At 38.7% G+C, this 16,663-nt stretch carries 18 protein-coding genes; 9 read left to right on the top strand and 9 right to left on the bottom strand.

Annotated features, from left to right (window positions below):
• Positions 1 to 17 precede the first annotated feature (17 nt).
• Genes IQ31_RS08075 through IQ31_RS08065 form a run of 3 tightly spaced genes read right to left on the bottom strand, consistent with a single transcriptional unit; the run spans position 18 to position 1,463 of the window.
• Positions 18 to 653, bottom strand: coding sequence for a nitroreductase family protein (locus IQ31_RS08075; RefSeq protein ID WP_145327697.1), 636 nt, complete (start codon positions 651 to 653; stop codon positions 18 to 20).
• Between the two features lie 12 nt (positions 654 to 665).
• Entirely contained in the window at positions 666 to 1,034 is a 369-nt protein-coding gene (locus tag IQ31_RS08070; RefSeq protein WP_145327696.1) for a DUF1304 domain-containing protein, read from the bottom strand.
• A gap of 3 nt (positions 1,035 to 1,037) precedes the next feature.
• Positions 1,038 to 1,463: an organic hydroperoxide resistance protein gene (locus IQ31_RS08065; RefSeq protein WP_145327695.1), complete on the bottom strand. Its 426-nt coding sequence runs from the start codon at positions 1,461 to 1,463 to the stop codon at positions 1,038 to 1,040.
• 167 nt (positions 1,464 to 1,630) lie between these two features.
• Between IQ31_RS08065 and IQ31_RS08060 the strand changes: the two genes are divergently transcribed.
• The 3 genes from IQ31_RS08060 (at position 1,631) to IQ31_RS08050 (ending at position 4,246) form a co-directional block, all read left to right on the top strand.
• Entirely contained in the window at positions 1,631 to 2,545 is a 915-nt protein-coding gene (locus tag IQ31_RS08060) for a helix-turn-helix domain-containing protein (protein WP_145327694.1), read from the top strand.
• 93 nt (positions 2,546 to 2,638) lie between these two features.
• Positions 2,639 to 3,400 (top strand): SDR family NAD(P)-dependent oxidoreductase, encoded by a 762-nt coding sequence (locus tag IQ31_RS08055; RefSeq protein ID WP_145327693.1) that lies wholly within the window; start codon positions 2,639 to 2,641, stop codon positions 3,398 to 3,400.
• Between the two features lie 372 nt (positions 3,401 to 3,772).
• Positions 3,773 to 4,246, top strand: coding sequence for a DinB family protein (locus IQ31_RS08050; protein WP_145327692.1), 474 nt, complete (start codon positions 3,773 to 3,775; stop codon positions 4,244 to 4,246).
• A gap of 4 nt (positions 4,247 to 4,250) precedes the next feature.
• On the opposite strand, the gene IQ31_RS08045 is transcribed toward IQ31_RS08050, so the two are convergent.
• Positions 4,251 to 4,637, bottom strand: coding sequence for a winged helix-turn-helix transcriptional regulator (locus tag IQ31_RS08045; RefSeq protein ID WP_145327691.1), 387 nt, complete (start codon positions 4,635 to 4,637; stop codon positions 4,251 to 4,253).
• Between the two features lie 163 nt (positions 4,638 to 4,800).
• On the opposite strand from IQ31_RS08045, the gene IQ31_RS08040 reads away from it, so the two are divergent.
• The 5 genes from IQ31_RS08040 (at position 4,801) to IQ31_RS08020 (ending at position 8,552) form a co-directional block, all read left to right on the top strand.
• On the top strand, positions 4,801 to 5,268 hold the full coding sequence (locus IQ31_RS08040; RefSeq protein ID WP_145327690.1) for a cupin domain-containing protein: 468 nt from the start codon (positions 4,801 to 4,803) through the stop codon (positions 5,266 to 5,268).
• Positions 5,269 to 5,369: 101 nt separating this feature from the next.
• The gene (locus IQ31_RS08035; protein WP_145327795.1) at positions 5,370 to 5,936 is read left to right on the top strand and encodes a Crp/Fnr family transcriptional regulator; all 567 of its coding nucleotides are present in this window, start codon (positions 5,370 to 5,372) and stop codon (positions 5,934 to 5,936) included.
• A gap of 58 nt (positions 5,937 to 5,994) precedes the next feature.
• Positions 5,995 to 6,576 carry an NAD(P)H-dependent oxidoreductase gene (locus tag IQ31_RS08030; protein ID WP_145327689.1) on the top strand — a complete coding sequence of 194 codons (582 nt, stop codon included), beginning with the start codon at positions 5,995 to 5,997 and terminating at the stop codon, positions 6,574 to 6,576.
• A 122-nt stretch (positions 6,577 to 6,698) separates the two neighbouring features.
• Entirely contained in the window at positions 6,699 to 7,973 is a 1,275-nt protein-coding gene (locus IQ31_RS08025; protein WP_145327688.1) for an adenylosuccinate synthase, read from the top strand.
• A 12-nt stretch (positions 7,974 to 7,985) separates the two neighbouring features.
• Positions 7,986 to 8,552 carry a Crp/Fnr family transcriptional regulator gene (locus tag IQ31_RS08020; protein WP_088160474.1) on the top strand — a complete coding sequence of 189 codons (567 nt, stop codon included), beginning with the start codon at positions 7,986 to 7,988 and terminating at the stop codon, positions 8,550 to 8,552.
• Between the two features lie 111 nt (positions 8,553 to 8,663).
• On the opposite strand, the gene IQ31_RS08015 is transcribed toward IQ31_RS08020, so the two are convergent.
• The 3 genes from IQ31_RS08015 to IQ31_RS08005 all read right to left on the bottom strand — a co-directional run bounded on the left by IQ31_RS08015 (position 8,664) and on the right by IQ31_RS08005 (position 14,988).
• The gene (locus IQ31_RS08015) at positions 8,664 to 9,899 is read right to left on the bottom strand and encodes a porin (protein ID WP_145327687.1); all 1,236 of its coding nucleotides are present in this window, start codon (positions 9,897 to 9,899) and stop codon (positions 8,664 to 8,666) included.
• A 296-nt stretch (positions 9,900 to 10,195) separates the two neighbouring features.
• The gene (locus IQ31_RS08010) at positions 10,196 to 11,731 is read right to left on the bottom strand and encodes a RagB/SusD family nutrient uptake outer membrane protein (protein ID WP_145327686.1); all 1,536 of its coding nucleotides are present in this window, start codon (positions 11,729 to 11,731) and stop codon (positions 10,196 to 10,198) included.
• Positions 11,732 to 11,742: 11 nt separating this feature from the next.
• Positions 11,743 to 14,988: a SusC/RagA family TonB-linked outer membrane protein gene (locus IQ31_RS08005; RefSeq protein WP_145327685.1), complete on the bottom strand. Its 3,246-nt coding sequence runs from the start codon at positions 14,986 to 14,988 to the stop codon at positions 11,743 to 11,745.
• Between the two features lie 474 nt (positions 14,989 to 15,462).
• On the opposite strand from IQ31_RS08005, the gene IQ31_RS08000 reads away from it, so the two are divergent.
• On the top strand, positions 15,463 to 15,822 hold the full coding sequence (locus IQ31_RS08000; protein WP_145327684.1) for a VOC family protein: 360 nt from the start codon (positions 15,463 to 15,465) through the stop codon (positions 15,820 to 15,822).
• A gap of 81 nt (positions 15,823 to 15,903) precedes the next feature.
• Here the strand turns inward: IQ31_RS08000 and IQ31_RS07995 are convergent, their stop codons facing one another.
• Together IQ31_RS07995 and IQ31_RS07990 are read right to left on the bottom strand one after the other, a co-directional pair.
• On the bottom strand, positions 15,904 to 16,317 hold the full coding sequence (locus IQ31_RS07995) for a transposase (protein ID WP_280176848.1): 414 nt from the start codon (positions 16,315 to 16,317) through the stop codon (positions 15,904 to 15,906).
• 70 nt (positions 16,318 to 16,387) lie between these two features.
• A partial coding sequence (locus tag IQ31_RS07990) for an ATP-binding protein (RefSeq protein ID WP_158638829.1) occupies positions 16,388 to 16,663 on the bottom strand: 276 nt, incomplete at its 5' end.

The following is a 16,663-nucleotide window of genomic DNA, read 5'->3' as shown; positions in this document are numbered from 1 at the left end:
TGAAAAACAGTAATCAACTATTTGTACTCAACAACAAAATCTTCCTTGGGTATTCGAACTTTCTTCATTGTTGAGATCCAATCGCGGGAACTGTCTGCGACACCAACATACATTAACGAGACACTTTTTAATCCATGTTTCTCCAATTGCAATACTGTATCCACCACATGGTTATCGAAGCCTTCTGCAGGGGTAGAATCGACACGAAGTTCAGCGGCCTGAGCCAAAGCCAAACCTAAGGCTATATAAGTCTGTCTTGCCGTGTGCGCAAAATTTCTTTCCGCAGCTTCATTCAGATAAATTGACTTTAACTTCTCGGTATAGGAACCAAAACGTCCACGAGGTAGTTCTCGTTCATCCGTTGTAAAATCATAAACTTTATCAATACGTTCTTCCGTATAACGATCCCATGCAGCGAAAACAAGCACATGTGAACATTCACGCATACAGTCTGGATTTAATGCACCCTTTGCCAATTCTTCTTTCAATGCCTGATTTTCAACAATCAATATCTTAAATGGCTGTAAGCCCGAGGAAGTAGGTGCAAAACGAGCAGCCTCCACGATTTTGTCTACATTTTCCTGACTAACTTTTTTTGTCGGATCATATGCTTTCACAGCATGACGCCATTTTAAATCTTCTATTAGTGACATATAATTATTTAATTATTTTAAGAAAATCATGGATAATATTGCTAACAATGCCGGAACTCCTTGTACAAAAAATATCTTTTTGCTCGCTGTGATTCCACCAAAAACCCCAGCCACGAGGACACAACCTAGAAAAAACAGGCGTACATTTCCACTCCAGACCGGATCATTGATAAAAAAGGACCAAGCTAAACCCGCAACTAAAAAGCCATTGTATAAGCCTTGATTTGCGGCAAGTCCTTTGGTGGGTTTGAAAAGCTCAGCAGGGAGAGCCTTGCCAAAACTACGTTTTCCTGCAGTTTCCCAAGCAAACATTTCCATCCATACAATGTATACATGTTCTAAAAGTACGAGCGCTGTCAGCACATTAGCCAAGTTATTCATCTATTATTCGTTAGTTGATACCGTCAATTTAACATCTATATTACCCCTTGTTGCATTTGAGTAGGGACAAACCTGATGTGCTTTTTCAATCAATTGCTGGGCGACTTCCAAACTCACTCCCGGAATATTGGCATGTAATTCTGCAGCCAACCCAAAACCGCCATTATCCAATTGTCCAATACTCACATGTGCAGTTACCGAAGTCTCTCCAGTTTTTACCTTTTCTGATCTGATCACCAAATTCAAGGCACTATCAAAACATGCAGCATAACCTGCAGCAAAAAGCATCTCAGGATTGGCATAATCATCATTTGCACCTCCTAGTCCTTTTGGCATGCGAACCGCTAAATCCAGTACACCATTTTCACTTGTTACCTGACCGTTTCGTCCTCCTTTGGCTGTCGCGCCGATGTTATATAACGTTTTCATATTTCAATTTGTTTTGTTTATACAAATGTAGGGCAAGAAATTATATTGTGCAAAATATAATATCGCAAATTACATTTAAATGAGAATAGTAAAATATCAAAAACATGACTGCGTGTATAGATTGTAATCTAAAACCAGTACATTTGATTATTGCAAATTGGGTTTAAATGAAAACGACTTCCATCGAACAGTTTTATCAGGAGATTAATGCGAGTATTCCAAAAGAGATCGCAAGAGAGATTGGTCATTTTAATATGTTCAGTTATGAGGAACTTGCCGCTAAATTGAAAGATAAACCGATCATGCCCTACAATAAGCGCACGTATTATAAAATCAGCTTAATCACAGGAAAAAACACAGCCGAATATGCCGACAAAGTAATCGAAATCGATGAATCTGCACTTGTATTTGCTACCCCCAAAGTTCCTTACCATTGGATACCGAAAGATGAGCATCAAAAGGGGTATTTCTGTGTTTTCACCGATGAATTTTTAACTCGAAATAAAAGTGGTGTTAATATAGATGATCTACCTATCTTTCAACCGGGCGGCCTTCCAATTTTCCAACTATCAGAAGAACAACGTATTGAAATAGAGGAAATTTTTCTAAAAATGAATAAAGAGCTATCTTCAGAGTACGTCTTTAAATACGATCTGCTGCGAAATTATGTGCTTGAAATCATTCATTATGGGCAAAAGCTGCAACCCAAAAGTATAACAAATCCCACACATAATGCCTCCAATAGAATAACCTCATTATTTATAGAATTGCTAGAAAGACAATTTCCCATTGAATCTCCAATGCAACGTCTACAACTACGGACAGCTAATGATTTTGCGGAACGATTGGCCATACATGTCAATCACCTGAATAAAATTTTAAAGGAAAATACGGGAAAAACAACCAGCCATGTCATTGCAGCCAGAGTCACACAGGAGGCAAAAATTTTACTGCGACAAACCGATTGGAATGTATCTGAGATTGCTTATTCACTTGGCTTTGAGGAGATCGCTCATTTTTCCAATTTTTTCAAGAAGCAAACCGGCTCTGCCCCAAACATTTTTCGTTCTCAATCGTTATAATTTGAATTTCGCAAATATCCATTTGCATTTCGCAAGGAAAAGTTCAACTTTTCGGAGGATCTTTGTGCTGTTGGATCTTTAAAACAAATTAAAATGGCTACAAATAAAATAGCATTGGTAACAGGCGGAAGCCGTGGTTTAGGTAGAAACATGGCTGTTAGCCTCGCAAAAAAAGGAATCGATGTCATGCTAACCTACAATAGCAATCAGGAGGAAGCAGATCATGTGGTTGCCACGATACAATCTTTAGGTCAGCATGCAGCTGCATTCCAATTGGATGCAGGTAATGTGAAGTCCTTTAATGGCTTTATTGAACGAGTTACGCAACATTTAATACAACAAACGGGGCAGTCTAATTTTGATTTTCTGATCAATAATGCCGGAACCGCCTTATATGCACCCTTTATAGAAACCACAGAAGAACAATTTGATACAGCTTATAACATCCATTATAAAGGGGTATTTTTTCTCACGCAGAAAGCTCTTCCCTATTTGAATGATGGCGGACGTATTATCAATATTTCTTCAGGTCTCGCGCGTTTTGCATTTCCGGGATCATCTGCCTATGGCTCGATGAAAGGAGCAATCGAGGTACTGACGAGGTATCTTGCCAAAGAACTCGGTCCTCGCGGTATTGCAGCAAACGTTGTTGCTCCCGGTGCGATCGAGACTGATTTTGGTGGCGGGCATGTGCGGGATAACAAAGAAACAAATGCGCATATTGCAGCTGTTACAGCTTTAGGACGCGCTGGTGTACCTGACGATATCGGCGGGGTGGTTGCCTTCCTTTGTACCGAAGACGCAAGATGGATCAACGGACAACGCATTGAGGTATCGGGCGGGATGAACCTTTAGTGGCATACTACCCAAATAAGCACATAGCTGAGGCTATTAGCTATGTGCTTATTTAACCGTATTTCTTCACCAATTTCAACCAATTACTCCCCTTTTAGCACAAAAATTATAATGCTATCATCATTTTCTTCCTTACCTCATAAATTGTACGTTGACTGATTACCCGAATGATTATGTTTGATATCTTGGTAACAATGACTTTATACAAAAAAAGGAAAGTCTTATTAACAAGAGATTAACCAAAGATGAAGAATAGGAAAATTGTATGTAAATTGGAATTAGAAAATCAATACCAATTCTTCCTATAGCTGTAACGTGTAAATAATGGCAAAGGGCAGGAAAAAACTAATCATTGGAAAATTTTAACACAAAATGGAAAGACGTATATTTCTTGCAGATAGACTTCGCGAAGTTTTTTTGAATGGACGTTGGATTGCCAATACCAACTATCAGGAACAACTATTGGATACGACCTGGGAACAGGCCATATTCAAAATAAGTAATCTGAATTCTATCGCTGCCCTAACCTATCATATCAATTATTACCTCGAGGGATTACTTATGGCATTTGAGCATGGAAAATTGGAAATCAGCGATAAATACAGCTTTGATATCCCGCCTATCCGATCCAAAGCCGATTGGAATGCGCTAGTAGATCGATTCCTAAAAAACGCAGCAACATTTGCCGACGGCATTGCCCAATTTGAAGAAAACCTCTTCGATCAGCCATTTATTGATAAAAAGTATGGATCTTACCTCAGAAATATCGAAGGTGTAATCGAACATAGCTATTATCACCTTGGTCAGATTTCACTGATCAAAAAGTTAATTCTTCAATCGGAATAAATTGTTATTTCGCTAATGCAGCGAGTTCCTGTTTCACCTTCTCTCGGTATTCCAAACCCCAACTGACCAGAGATTCGGTGACGGGGAATACACTTTTACCATAGGCCGTAATTTTATAAAACACTTTTACGGGGTCTTCGCTGGGCTGGCGGGCGACTAACAAGTTTAATTCAAGGTCTCGAAGTTCTTTCGTCAACACTTTTGCAGAAATTCCCTGAATCTCCCTTTCCATTTTTTTGAAATGGATTTCCTGCGACTCCCGATTAGCCAAATAACGTAATATCATCAATTTCCATTTTCCGCCCAAAATATCCAGCGCATCACGCATAGCGCGCAATTCTTCCGAACAATTCGCCTCCCGCATTTGACTTCCGTCCAAAACTTTTCCCATATAGCTTTACATCTACTAGTTACCACTTGTTAACTACCAACAAATATATAGCAAACGAAAGTTAGATTTGTCATAGCAACAGCGTAAGCTGAAAAAATTAAAGTATAACGTAGATTATGAAAAACAACCAGACCCAAGGCAATAAATTAATTATACAAAATCAATGAGAACTATACCTAGACGAATCGTGACAGGCATACGTGCCGGCAAATCCTTTATCGAAGCGGATGCATTGGTCGATAATGTATCGGAGCACTATCCCTATCTCGTTATTTCCGATATCTGGCAAACCAGTCAAATGCCGGCCAAGTTTGAGAAAGAGCATCCCATAGAAAACACTGCTATACCCCAAGTCATCAAAAATGGCACGTACTTCCGCTATGTACAGATCCCACCCGATCGGGAACTTGGTATAGAAACAGCGATTGGCATCCCTCATCCCCTCATGCATCAGACAGCAAGTTTAGATTACATCGTTATTCTTTCAGGGGAGATTTACTTGATTACAGACACAGAAGAAACGCTTTTACAGGCCGGCGATATTGTCATCCAGCGTGGCACGAATCATGCATGGAGCAATCGCTCCGATCAAATGTGCCTGCAATTGGCAATTCTAATCGATGCAAATTAAAAATCTACCTATTGCTCAATCGGCAAACTAAACATAGCGTCCATTGAATCACATCGAATTTATTTTGCATGAACACCGCAATTTTTCTAAGTTTGGACTTCATGATAGCAGCATATTTTCGGTCTTTGCGTCTGTTTGAGGAAGAAGAGATCAATCAGATTGTTCAGCTTTTTGAATACAGAAAGCTGAACAAAAACGACTTTTTTGTTAAAGAGAATCAACCTTGTCATGAGGTTGCATTTATACAATCAGGGATCTTCCGTTCTTATTATAGCAGTGCAAACAAGGAAGATATTACCTATTGTTTCCGCTTTCCCAATACTTGGATAGCGGCCTACTCCTCCTTTATTACCGGCGGGCCGAGTACGGAGACCATGCAGGCCATCACCCCTGCCGAACTATGGACGATCAAAAAAAACACCATTGATACACGCGCTACAAATAGCCTAAAATGGACAAAGTACCTTAAAATGATTGCCGAGGAACAATATCTTGAGCTTGAAAAACGCGTCTTTCAACTGCAAAAAGAAACCGCATCACAACGTTATGCCAATTTGCTCAAAGATCATCCTGAGTTTATCCAACAGCTTCCTTTACAATATCTTGCTTCCTATTTAGGCATCACACAACGTCATTTAAGTCGTATTCGCAGTGAAATTTCTTTTTAGACATTTGTCCTATAAAGACGGTGGCTCTATCGGTATTTTTGTAATGTAATACGACATCATGCGGAAAAAAATACTGATTATCAATGGTCACCCGAATCGGGAATCCTTCAATTGTGGCATTGCAAATACTTATCAAGAAGCTGCGGTAGCGTCCGGAGCTACAGTACGAACAATCCATATTATTGACCTGGACTTCAATCCAAACCTTGAATTTGGTTATCGTAAACGAACAGAACTGGAACAGGACCTACTTCTTGCCTGGGAAGACATCTTATGGGCCGATCATTTGGTCTGGATACATCCCGTTTGGTGGGGCGGTCTTCCTGCCTTGATGAAGGGCTTTATCGATAGACTATTTTTACCTGGACGGGCCTTTCAATACCGCGAAAATTCTCTTTTTTGGGACAAATTGCTAAAAGGAAAATCTGCCCGGATCATTACAACACTCGATCAACCAAGTTGGTATTATGCATTAGTTTACGGCAGACCAAGTGTTAATCAACTAAAAAGATCCACCCTTCAATTTTGTGGAATATCGCCCGTTAAAGTAACCTATATCGGAATTATCAAAACTTCCGATCCTATTAAACGGAATAAATGGCTACAAAAAGTACAACAGTTGGGACACAAACAAGCTTAAGCGCAATCTAAACGCATTAAGACTGCTTGTCAAATGATAATGAGGAGCACTTTTTGCCAAATGGCAATTGTCCTCCGCTTTGCAAGCCCTAGCTTTGACCATAAATTCAAGACAAACGCAATATGGACATTCTAATTGGGCTCCAATGGGGAGACGAAGGTAAAGGAAAATTCATTGATCTGATCGGAAGCGACTATGACATTATCGCTCGATTTAATGGAGGCGCGAATGCCGGACATAGTATTTATTATCAAGGTAACAAAATTACGCTTAAACTACTCCCATCGGGAATTTTTTCGTCGCATGTCAAAAACATTATTGGCACCAGTGTGGTGGTTGACCCATTAGCATTCAAAGCGGAAATCGAAGAACTAGCGCACATTATGCCAGATCAAGATCTCTTCAATAGGATTTTGATATCCCAAAAAGCGCATCTCGTTTTACCTACCCATCGTTATTGGGATATCTATATGGAACAGTCCCCATTGTATCGCACGATAGGAACGACCAAAAATGGAATTGCACCAAGCTATTCCAATAAAATACTAAGACAGAACCTTCGTGTTGGTGATATTCACTCGGATAGTTTTAATACGGACGTACATCAAATTTTAATCCGTCAATACAATGAACTACAGCTTCTCGGACAAGAAATGCCTGCATTCGAAGAGCTCTACCACGATTTTATTCAAGGATGCACTTCGTTAAAGCAAGTGTCAATTATAGATACTGAAATCTTCCTGAACAAGGCAATCCAAGATGGCAAGAAGGTATTGGCGGAAGGTGCGCAGGCAACCCTACTTGACATCGACCATGGAAGTTATCCCTATGTGACCTCATCAAATACGATTGCCTCCGCAGCCTGTGTAAGCTTGGGTGTGTCGCCTAAACTGGTGGACAAAATATATGGCGTTACAAAAGCCTATTGCACCCGTGTGGGTAATGGCATTTTCCCAACCGAGATCACAGGACAAGCTGCCAATGATTTACGGGAAAAAGGAGCTGAATTCGGTTCCAATACCAAGCGTCCCCGTCGTGTCGGCTGGCTGGATCTTCCAGCATTAAAATATGCCATCATGTTAAATGGAGTCACTCAGCTTGTTCTTACGAAAGCCGACATCTTAAACGAAATGGCTGCCATCCCCGTCTGTACACATTATGAAATAGATAAACAAAAAATTTCCTTAGCATTTCCCCAATCCGCTGAACAAGAAATTAAACCGATCTGGAAATATTTAAAAGGTTGGAATACCGATTTCTCTAATATCAAGCAGGCAAAGTTACTTCCAGAAACCTTGGGTGCATTTATCTCCTTTTTAGAAGAAGAATTACAAGTTCCCATAAAGTATCTTTCAACAGGACCTCAACGTGAAGAATTGATTAACTTAGCGAAGTAATATACAGGTAACATGGAGCAATTACTGGAATACATCCGAAAATTTGGACAGCTCGATTTACGAGAAGAGAACTTAATTCGACAGGCATTCGAAAAAAAGCATATTCCAAAGTCAAGCTATTTTGTCGCTTGCGGTAAAGTAAACAATAGCATTGCTTTTGTGGAATCGGGGGTATTCCGTTCGCTCTATTACAACAGTAAAGGCGATGATTTTACACGTTATTTTATTTATGAAGGTCGTTTTATTGGAGATCTTCAGAGCTTCTTGGATCGAACACCGTCCAATGACTATATAGAATCCCTCACAGATACCGAGATCTGGAGCCTTGATTTTGACAATTTTACGCTCCTTGAAAAGGAAATTAAAGTTTGGCCATTGTTAATGGCCAAACTTTATGGTTTTGTAGTGGAAAGTAAGCTAAAAACGGCAAATACCATGATGAATCTCGATGCCAAAGACCGTTACCTCCTGTTCTTAAAGCTTTACCCTGGTTTGGCCAATCGTGTTCCATTAGCCATGTTAGCATCCTATTTAGGGATTACCGCATCATCCCTGAGCCGGATTCGGAAAAATATCTAATCCCCTCGCAGCATCTAAATTAAATCGCGCCCCCTAATGCATTAGTCACACGAATACGAATCCTTTCGATCAACTCCGATCATTGCGATAAAACCTTAGCCCCGAACCAACTTACCAACGATAAAGCAGTCTTGTTGTGAAGACATTATCTTTCAAATCAGCAGAAAAGTTTGGTAAACTTGTGGTTTCGTTTGTTACATGCTCATTATATACGGTCAATTTTATCCTATTGTTAATCTGATATGCAAGACCATAGCCCAGCGTACTAAACTTAACATCTCCGTCGGCCGTAAAATTATCGGGCATGCCGATTGTCATGCCACTTGCTTTAGTATTTGGATCATAGACGTCATACGCTAATAGCGCAGTTATACCGGTCTTAGCAATCTCTTGCGTAAACCAAAGGTAATATCCGTTAAATTTCCGCTGATAAAGGTCTGTTGTCGGTTGGGTCGTAAAACTCCTGCTTGCGTAAGGTCCTTTGATATCGGCACCACCCGCTACCCCTGGCTGATCACCAGCAACATATTCTGTTTTAAAGCTGGACTTTCCCAAGCTACTATCAAATTCCAACTGTAAATTGGCGCCATAATAATTCCGACCGATCGCCCTGCCTTCATTCTCGTCGCTGGTATGTGCTGTATAACCATTGCTGTTGGGCGTATAATAAGTTTTCGTATCATTACGAACCGAACCTTTATAGAATGAGCCACCAAATCCCAAATGAAGTTTTTTATCTGCTAGGCTATCAAATTTAAAAGCAAGATTACCGATGAGATCTTTTTTGGAATCATAATCTTTAGCCGAATGGCCACTACCATTCACCAAGGCTAAATCTAAGTTTAAGAATTTAACTTTACCGCCAGGATGATAACTTACCATTCCACCAAGATCACGTTCGCGTGGCATCAACGTCTGGAATACACGTGCCCGTTCCGGAAAATCACGATAGCCCGATGAATATACAATAGAATATCCAAAAGGTCTATTGAAAAGACCCGCCGTTAAACTTAGGCCTTTTTGGCTTGGGTGACGCAATTGAATAAAAGCGTCCATCAGTTGTACACCGTCTTGAGTAGCATCCAATTGAAAGACAATACTGGAGTACGTATCCACGCGGTCAATTTTAAGACGCCCTCTGCGGATCATAAATCTGTTATCCGAATTCTTTGAAAAATCACCACCCGAAAAGGAAGTAATTCCGGGAGATTGCGCTTTCTGAAACTGTGTCTGAAGGTACCCAGTAATCTTGATATCATGTGGATCATAGCTGGAGGGCGCATTATTATTTTGCGCAAGCGCTACGACAGGACCTATCAGGGCTAAGAGTAAAAGTGCTTTTTTCATGAGAATTTTAAATAAATTATCTTTTTCGCTTGTGATGATATGATACGAGTAGAATCATTTTTCCTTCTTCTATTCCATCATCTTTCAACGGCGTAAAAATAGATTCTCAATATTAAGTTAATATTAATAAATTGTTAGTCTATTAATTTATATACATAAAATTAACGATTTAGTAATATATCTCGTAAGAGATAGGTCAATACAATGGTGACTCTCGCAATGTAGAGGTATCCATAAAATAAAAAGGCCGATACAAATTGTACCGGCCTTTTAATCCTATTGATTTATACGTTGAATTATTCCAAACCCTTATTATAATCGCTTTCGCGAAGAGGGATAGACCAAGTCCACTTATTTTTATCTTGTGGATTAATTGTAACAGCTAAAGATGTAAGGAAATTACCCCCGTTTGCGTTATTTCTTCTCACAATAGTATCTCCCCAACGTTTCATATCAAACCAATCGAATCCTTCGCCCCATAGTTCAACCGCGCGATACAGCTTAATTTCATTAAGTAGATCTGTGCCTGTTTTTGTACAAACATAATTCACATTCCTTCCTGAAGTTGCGTTTAATGTGTTAAGAACACCTTGAACTTCACTTGCTGCTTTATTTTGGAAAAATTTAGCTTCAGCTTCAATAAGATACATCTCGGAAGCCCTAAAGTGATTTAAATTTCCGACACCCGGTAGATCATTCGCTTTGAACTTAAAGTTCATGTAAGCGTAAGGCACTGCATTAGACTGTAAATCTGGAAATGTAGCAAAGGCCCTAGCCTTCATCGTCGCTCCGGCCAATCCTGTAGCTGTTGTGTACGCTTCGCCTTTTGGATCTAAGAAAAGATCTCTTCTAATATCTGTTGAAGGAATTTTATCGAACAATTCTCTACTGATACATTTAGGCGTCGTTCTAACAGCACTTGCCGACGAGTTATAAGCAATATACGATTGAAATGAATAGAAGTATAACGTTTCATCAGACGCACCGTAGCTACTCCAAATCCACTCTCTATTTGGATTTGCAAAGCCACTTTTATACTCCGTATTATTCATCAGTTCATAATTAGCCCGAGCCAAAACAGCATATTTCTCAGCATTGACATAATCCTGCTTGTTCAAAGCTGCACGAGCATAAACCGCATAAGCAACATCTTTGTCCACTTCGTAATTTTTGCTTGCATTACGGACTAATTTTGAAGATTCATACAATGAAATGGCATCATTCAAATCCGTGTAGATCAAATCATAAGTCTGGCCCAAGGTAGATAAAGGCATATCTCCTGTTGACACATCTTTTCTTAACACCAATCCACTTGTCTGTCCATTATTTGAATCACTCCATCTATTGCCATAGATCTGAGCTAGCATCATGTAACTGTAAGCACGGTAAGTCAAAGCTTGCGCTTTTATAAATTGTTTGTCGGCTAAGTTTCCATCCGCAGCATCAATATTTTCGACAATTTGATTTGCGTTACCAATGATCTTGTAGTAATAAAACCAAGGATAATACAGGTAAATGCTTGTTAAGTTTTGATTATAATTTGCATTAATAATGTCTGCCCAGCCACTTAAGTTGACAAAAAAATTGTTTCCAGGATAGTTCCCATAGTACATTTTGATTGTCCCCTCTCCATTAAAGCCTTGGCTACCTAAATACTGTTGGGTCATCATTTTTGCCAAACCGTTAACGGCTACTTCAGCATTTTTTGTCGTCTCAAATACTTTAGAAAGCTCAACGGAATCTGTAGGGCTTGTATTTAGATAGTCTTTTTTGCAAGAAGAAACAAGAATCATTCCTGCTAACAATACTTTTATATATTTATTATTTTTCATTGTTTGATTTCTTATAATCCAATTTTTACACCAAAAGAAATTGTACGTGGAGTAACCCAAGCATTTGTGCTGGTACCATTCCATTGCTGTTGCGGGTTCATTCCTTTACGTTTTGTCATTGTAGACAAGTTTTCAATTCCAGCAACAACTCTCACGGAAGACAAATCTATTTTACTAATCAATGTTTTTGGCAAACTATAACCTACCGCAATATTCTTGATAACCAAATATGATCCATCAGTTAAGAAACGATCACTAGTAGCATAATTATTCATACTACTTTGAGAAAAGTTGATAGAAGGGATACCATTTACATCCAACCTATCCGCCGAGGAGGCTGTCATTCCATCTGGAATACCGTTCCACGATTTCATGATATCCGTGTGCAGCGCACTTGGCGTACCGGACATGGCCATTAAACTAGCATAGGAAGAATCGTATATTTTACCACCGATAGCGTAAGTGAATAACGCTGAGAAGCTGAAGTTTTTATACTCAAAGCTAGTATTGAAACTTCCATTCATTTTAGGAATAACCGATCCGGACCAGCCCCTTAGACCATAGCTTGAAGCATTAGTTACATAGTATTTTCCATTAATTTCAACAAGTTCCGCTGTAGGGATCTCTGCTTTTCCTGGTGCAGAACCATTCACATTAAAACGCTCTGTGTCTGCCAGGTAAAGTGAACGACCAGTCATCTGATCTACACCCGCATACTTAAACAACCAGAAGTCATAACGGCTACCGCCTTCAACCCATTTGAAATTACCAGTTACAATTCCGTTCTCCCTATTTTCTTCAGGTAGTGATAATATTTTATTCGTCAACCAAGTTGCATTCGCACCAACATTCCATCTCCATCCATCACCTTTTAACACGTCTACATCAAAAGTTAACTCGAAGCCCCTATTTGACATTGAACCAATATTCCTTGTTACTGTTGAAACTGCACTCGAAGATGATGTTGCTCCAGCAGACAATGGAAGATTAAAATTAAAAATCAAGTTTTGAGACTGCTTGTTAAAGTATTCAAAGCTTAAATTTGCTCGTTTAAATAATCGGGCTTCTACTGCCGCAGAGAACGAACTAGAGGTTTCCCAAATTAAGTCAGGTGAAGGGTTTTGGTTTTTAAATACCGCACCTGCATTCGCATTCTGGCTTAACTCATATAAGGATAAATAAGAATACTTACTTGCACTTTCATCATTACCTACTTCACCGTAAGATGCTCGAACCTTCAAATCATTAACAGTATTCAGCATATCTTTAAAGAAATCCTCTTTAGATACGCTCCAGCTACCGCCTAATGACCAAAAGTTACCCCAACGATTGTCTGGGCTGAATCGAGATGAGCCATCTCTTCTAAACGACGCCTCCGCAAAATATTTACCCGCGTAATTATAACGAGCGCGAGACAAGAAACTTTCTACACGATAATCTTCTTGATAGTCATACAGCGACGTGATTTTGGTAAAATTTACCATATCCGTTTGGCCTTCAAAAATTTCATCTGTTTTATAGCCATATAGATAACTCCAGTTGTCAGAATAATTCTCATGTCCTGCCAATATATCCAGATGGTGTAAGCCAAAATCTTTGTTCCAAGTCAATAATTGTTGAACTGTATAGTTTTTGTAACGATAAATATTCCTAGCCGCTCTACCCTGACCGGCACCATCCCCTATTATTGCGTTATTATACGTACGACGTTCTGAATTGCGAAGATTTAAATCACCGTTTAAAGTCAGTGTAAAATCTTTCAGAAACTTGAATTCAAGAAAGCCTCTACCATTTACTGTATTACGAATCGTTTGGTCTCTGTTTAATTCATTTTCCCAAATGGTATGTCTTCCGACATATTGCAATCTTGTAGATTCACCGTTATCATACTGTATTTTTCCGGCCTCGTCCAATGCATAAGATCCATCTGCGTTATGCAAATGAATTGGATAGATTGGTGCTATCGATCTTGCATAGTTATACGGATTAACAAATGAACCTGCATCGTCAGTAGAACCACTAATTTGATTTGAGATTTGATGTGAACCTGCTAAGTTAAAGCCATATTTGAACCAATCTTTAGCTTGAAGTTCGGCATTTAATCGTCCAGTAAATCTTTTTAAACCCGAATTTTTAATGTATCCTTTCTCGTCTAGGTATCCTGTCGAATAAAAAACCTTTGCTTTATCTGTAGCGGTAGTTCCATCAATGTTATAATTTTGGCGATGTCCAACGCGATCTACTTCTTTAAACCAGTCCAAATCGTCTGCATATCCACTTTTTATTTGGGCATCAGCGACAAGCTTTCCATTGGAATCAAATAGTTTATCATCAGCTTTATCATAGATGTTTAATTTCAAGTAATTGCTCACCAAAGATTTGGTTGCTTCATCATTTGCAGATTGAACTGTTGGATAGGATGTCGAATTGTTAGTTAGTAAACTATTTCTATATCCCTGCCACATGGCTTCCATAAATTGTCTATCATTCACGCGATCGTATTCGGCAATACCTCTCGAGTAGAAACCTTGGTCTGTTGAGATATTAACCTGAGAACGGCCAGCCTTACCCTTCTTGGTGGTAATAATAATAACCCCATTACTAGCCCGACTTCCATAAAGTGCAGATGATGAAGCATCTTTTAACACTGAAATACTTTCCACATCATTGGGGTTGATATCGGAAATATTACCACCAAAAGGTACACCGTCCACGACATACAGCGGGTTGTTAGATCCATTCAATGATGAAAATCCACGTATCCGTATACTAGGTTCTGCACCTGGCATACCAGAAGTGTTGTTCAGTTGAATACCAGCAGCAGATCCCTCTAAAGCTGCAAATGCATTGGTAACTGGTCTCTTTTCGATATCTTTAGCAGAGACGGAGGTTACGGATCCAGTCACAGATTCTTTTTTGGCAGTACCATAAGCGACTACGACAACCTCATCTAATGCTGTATTCTGATCCTCTAGTGACACGTTGAATAATGACTGTCCATCTTTAACGATTATAGTCTTATCAGAATGACCGACATACCTGAAAACCATTACTTTACCAACAGGAACTGATAAAGAATATTTTCCATTTGCATCTGTTTGAGTAGCAATGTTTGATCCTTGAACAGCAATTGTAACTCCTACCAACGGTTTCCCGTCAGCGCCAGTTACACGACCGCTTACTTTCTTCTCTTGCGCAAAAGCAACAGACGACAGGATCATACTCCCCACGAAAAAACTGAGTAGTTTGTGTTTCATATGTTTATGTTTGTTTAAATAAGTAGTTTATCTAACTAAATACGATAAAAGCACCGAAGAAACTTTTAATATATGTTTTTCAAAAGTGATGAGCCCAACAGGCTAATACAGTTAGTGTACAAAACCAAACATGAAATGTTAAGGTTTTGTTAAAAGCAAAGATAAAACAATCTTTTAAAGATGCAACAAGAAGTTAGAAATAGAATTAAAAAACTGGAAAACAAACGATATAAATCATAGTATTTCACACAAAAAAATAACACACAAAAACACTAAATACCAAACAATTACACAAACAACACACCTTAATCTAAAAAAGTAGCTATTTTTTTTATGAAGTAACAATAAATAACTGTAATATTTTGTATTTTTCATCATAAAACTACCCTTACAATCGATAATAATAAAAAAACACATGTAACTGCTATCAAAAAGACAAAACAATAGTTCGAACCAATAAAAGGCAAAAAAAAGATGAACTACAAAAGCTTAAATCCAATATTATATACAAAAAGCTTAGATCAAACTATTCAGTTCTACACTGAAAAACTCGGATTTACATGTATTGAAAAAAATGAAGCATTGAACTGGACTTTACTGCGAAGTGGAACCATCGAAATCATGTTTTCACATCCTGTTGAAAGCATTGCTTTTGAAACAGCACAATTTACCGGGTCCCTTTATTTTAACATAGCGGATGTTGATAATTTATGGGAAAGTTTGAGAGATAATGTCAAAATATGTTATGAAATAGCAACTTTCGAATGGGGAATGCGCGAGTTTGCTATTTATGATAATAATGGATATGTACTTCAGTTTGGTGAAAAAATATAGAGGCAGCAAAATACTTGCTACCTCTATATTACAGACACTATCCTATCAAGTGTGTAAGTTGAAAAGTTAGGGCTTGGATTTTTATAATCTGAGCCTTTCTTCAAAAATAAGCATAAATTGGTTTAAAATCAAACCCCAATTATGGATGGGCATTGTCCATTTTTTGGTTGATTCTTTTAAAGCAAGATAAACCGATTTCAAAACTGCATCATCCGTAGGAAAAGACATCTTGTTTTTGGTGTATTTTCTGATTTTTCCATTGAGATTTTCAATTAAATTGGTGGTGTAAATGATTTTACGGATTTCGATAGGAAATTCAAAAAATACGGTAAGTTCGTCCCAATTGTTTCTCCAGGATTGGACAGCATACAGATATTTTGTTTCCCATTTTTTAGCAAAATCTTCCAAAGCAGCCTTTGCCGCGTCTTTTGTGGGAGCTGCATAAATGTGTTTCATATCGGCAGAAAACTCTTTTCTATCTTTCCAAACTGTCACTTCGCATTAGAATGCCTCCACTAGTTCGCATCAGAATGCCCCCACTAATTTCACAAAAAAAACCATTATTCTATTCATTATTATTTTCATAATTTTCTTGATCTTCTGACTTTTTGGGTCTTCCCCTTTTTGATTTTTCCTTAGGGTCGTCTTCAAACATTCCGTTCAGTTCCAGGAGGTTCTTTATACGGTAACTGTTTCCATTTAGTTTGACGATTGTGGCATGGTGCACTATGCGGTCTATTATCGCCGATGCGATTACTTTGTCCCCGAAAAGTGTCCCCCAGTCTTCAAAGTTCCTATTTGTGGTAATGATCATTGAACCGTTTTCGTATCTTTTTCTGAT

It is taken from the genome of Sphingobacterium siyangense (assembly GCF_007830445.1).
Taxonomy (GTDB): Bacteria; Bacteroidota; Bacteroidia; order Sphingobacteriales; family Sphingobacteriaceae; genus Sphingobacterium; species Sphingobacterium siyangense.
Note: the sequence above shows the minus strand (reverse complement) of the source record. Positions and strands in the feature narration are given on the sequence as shown.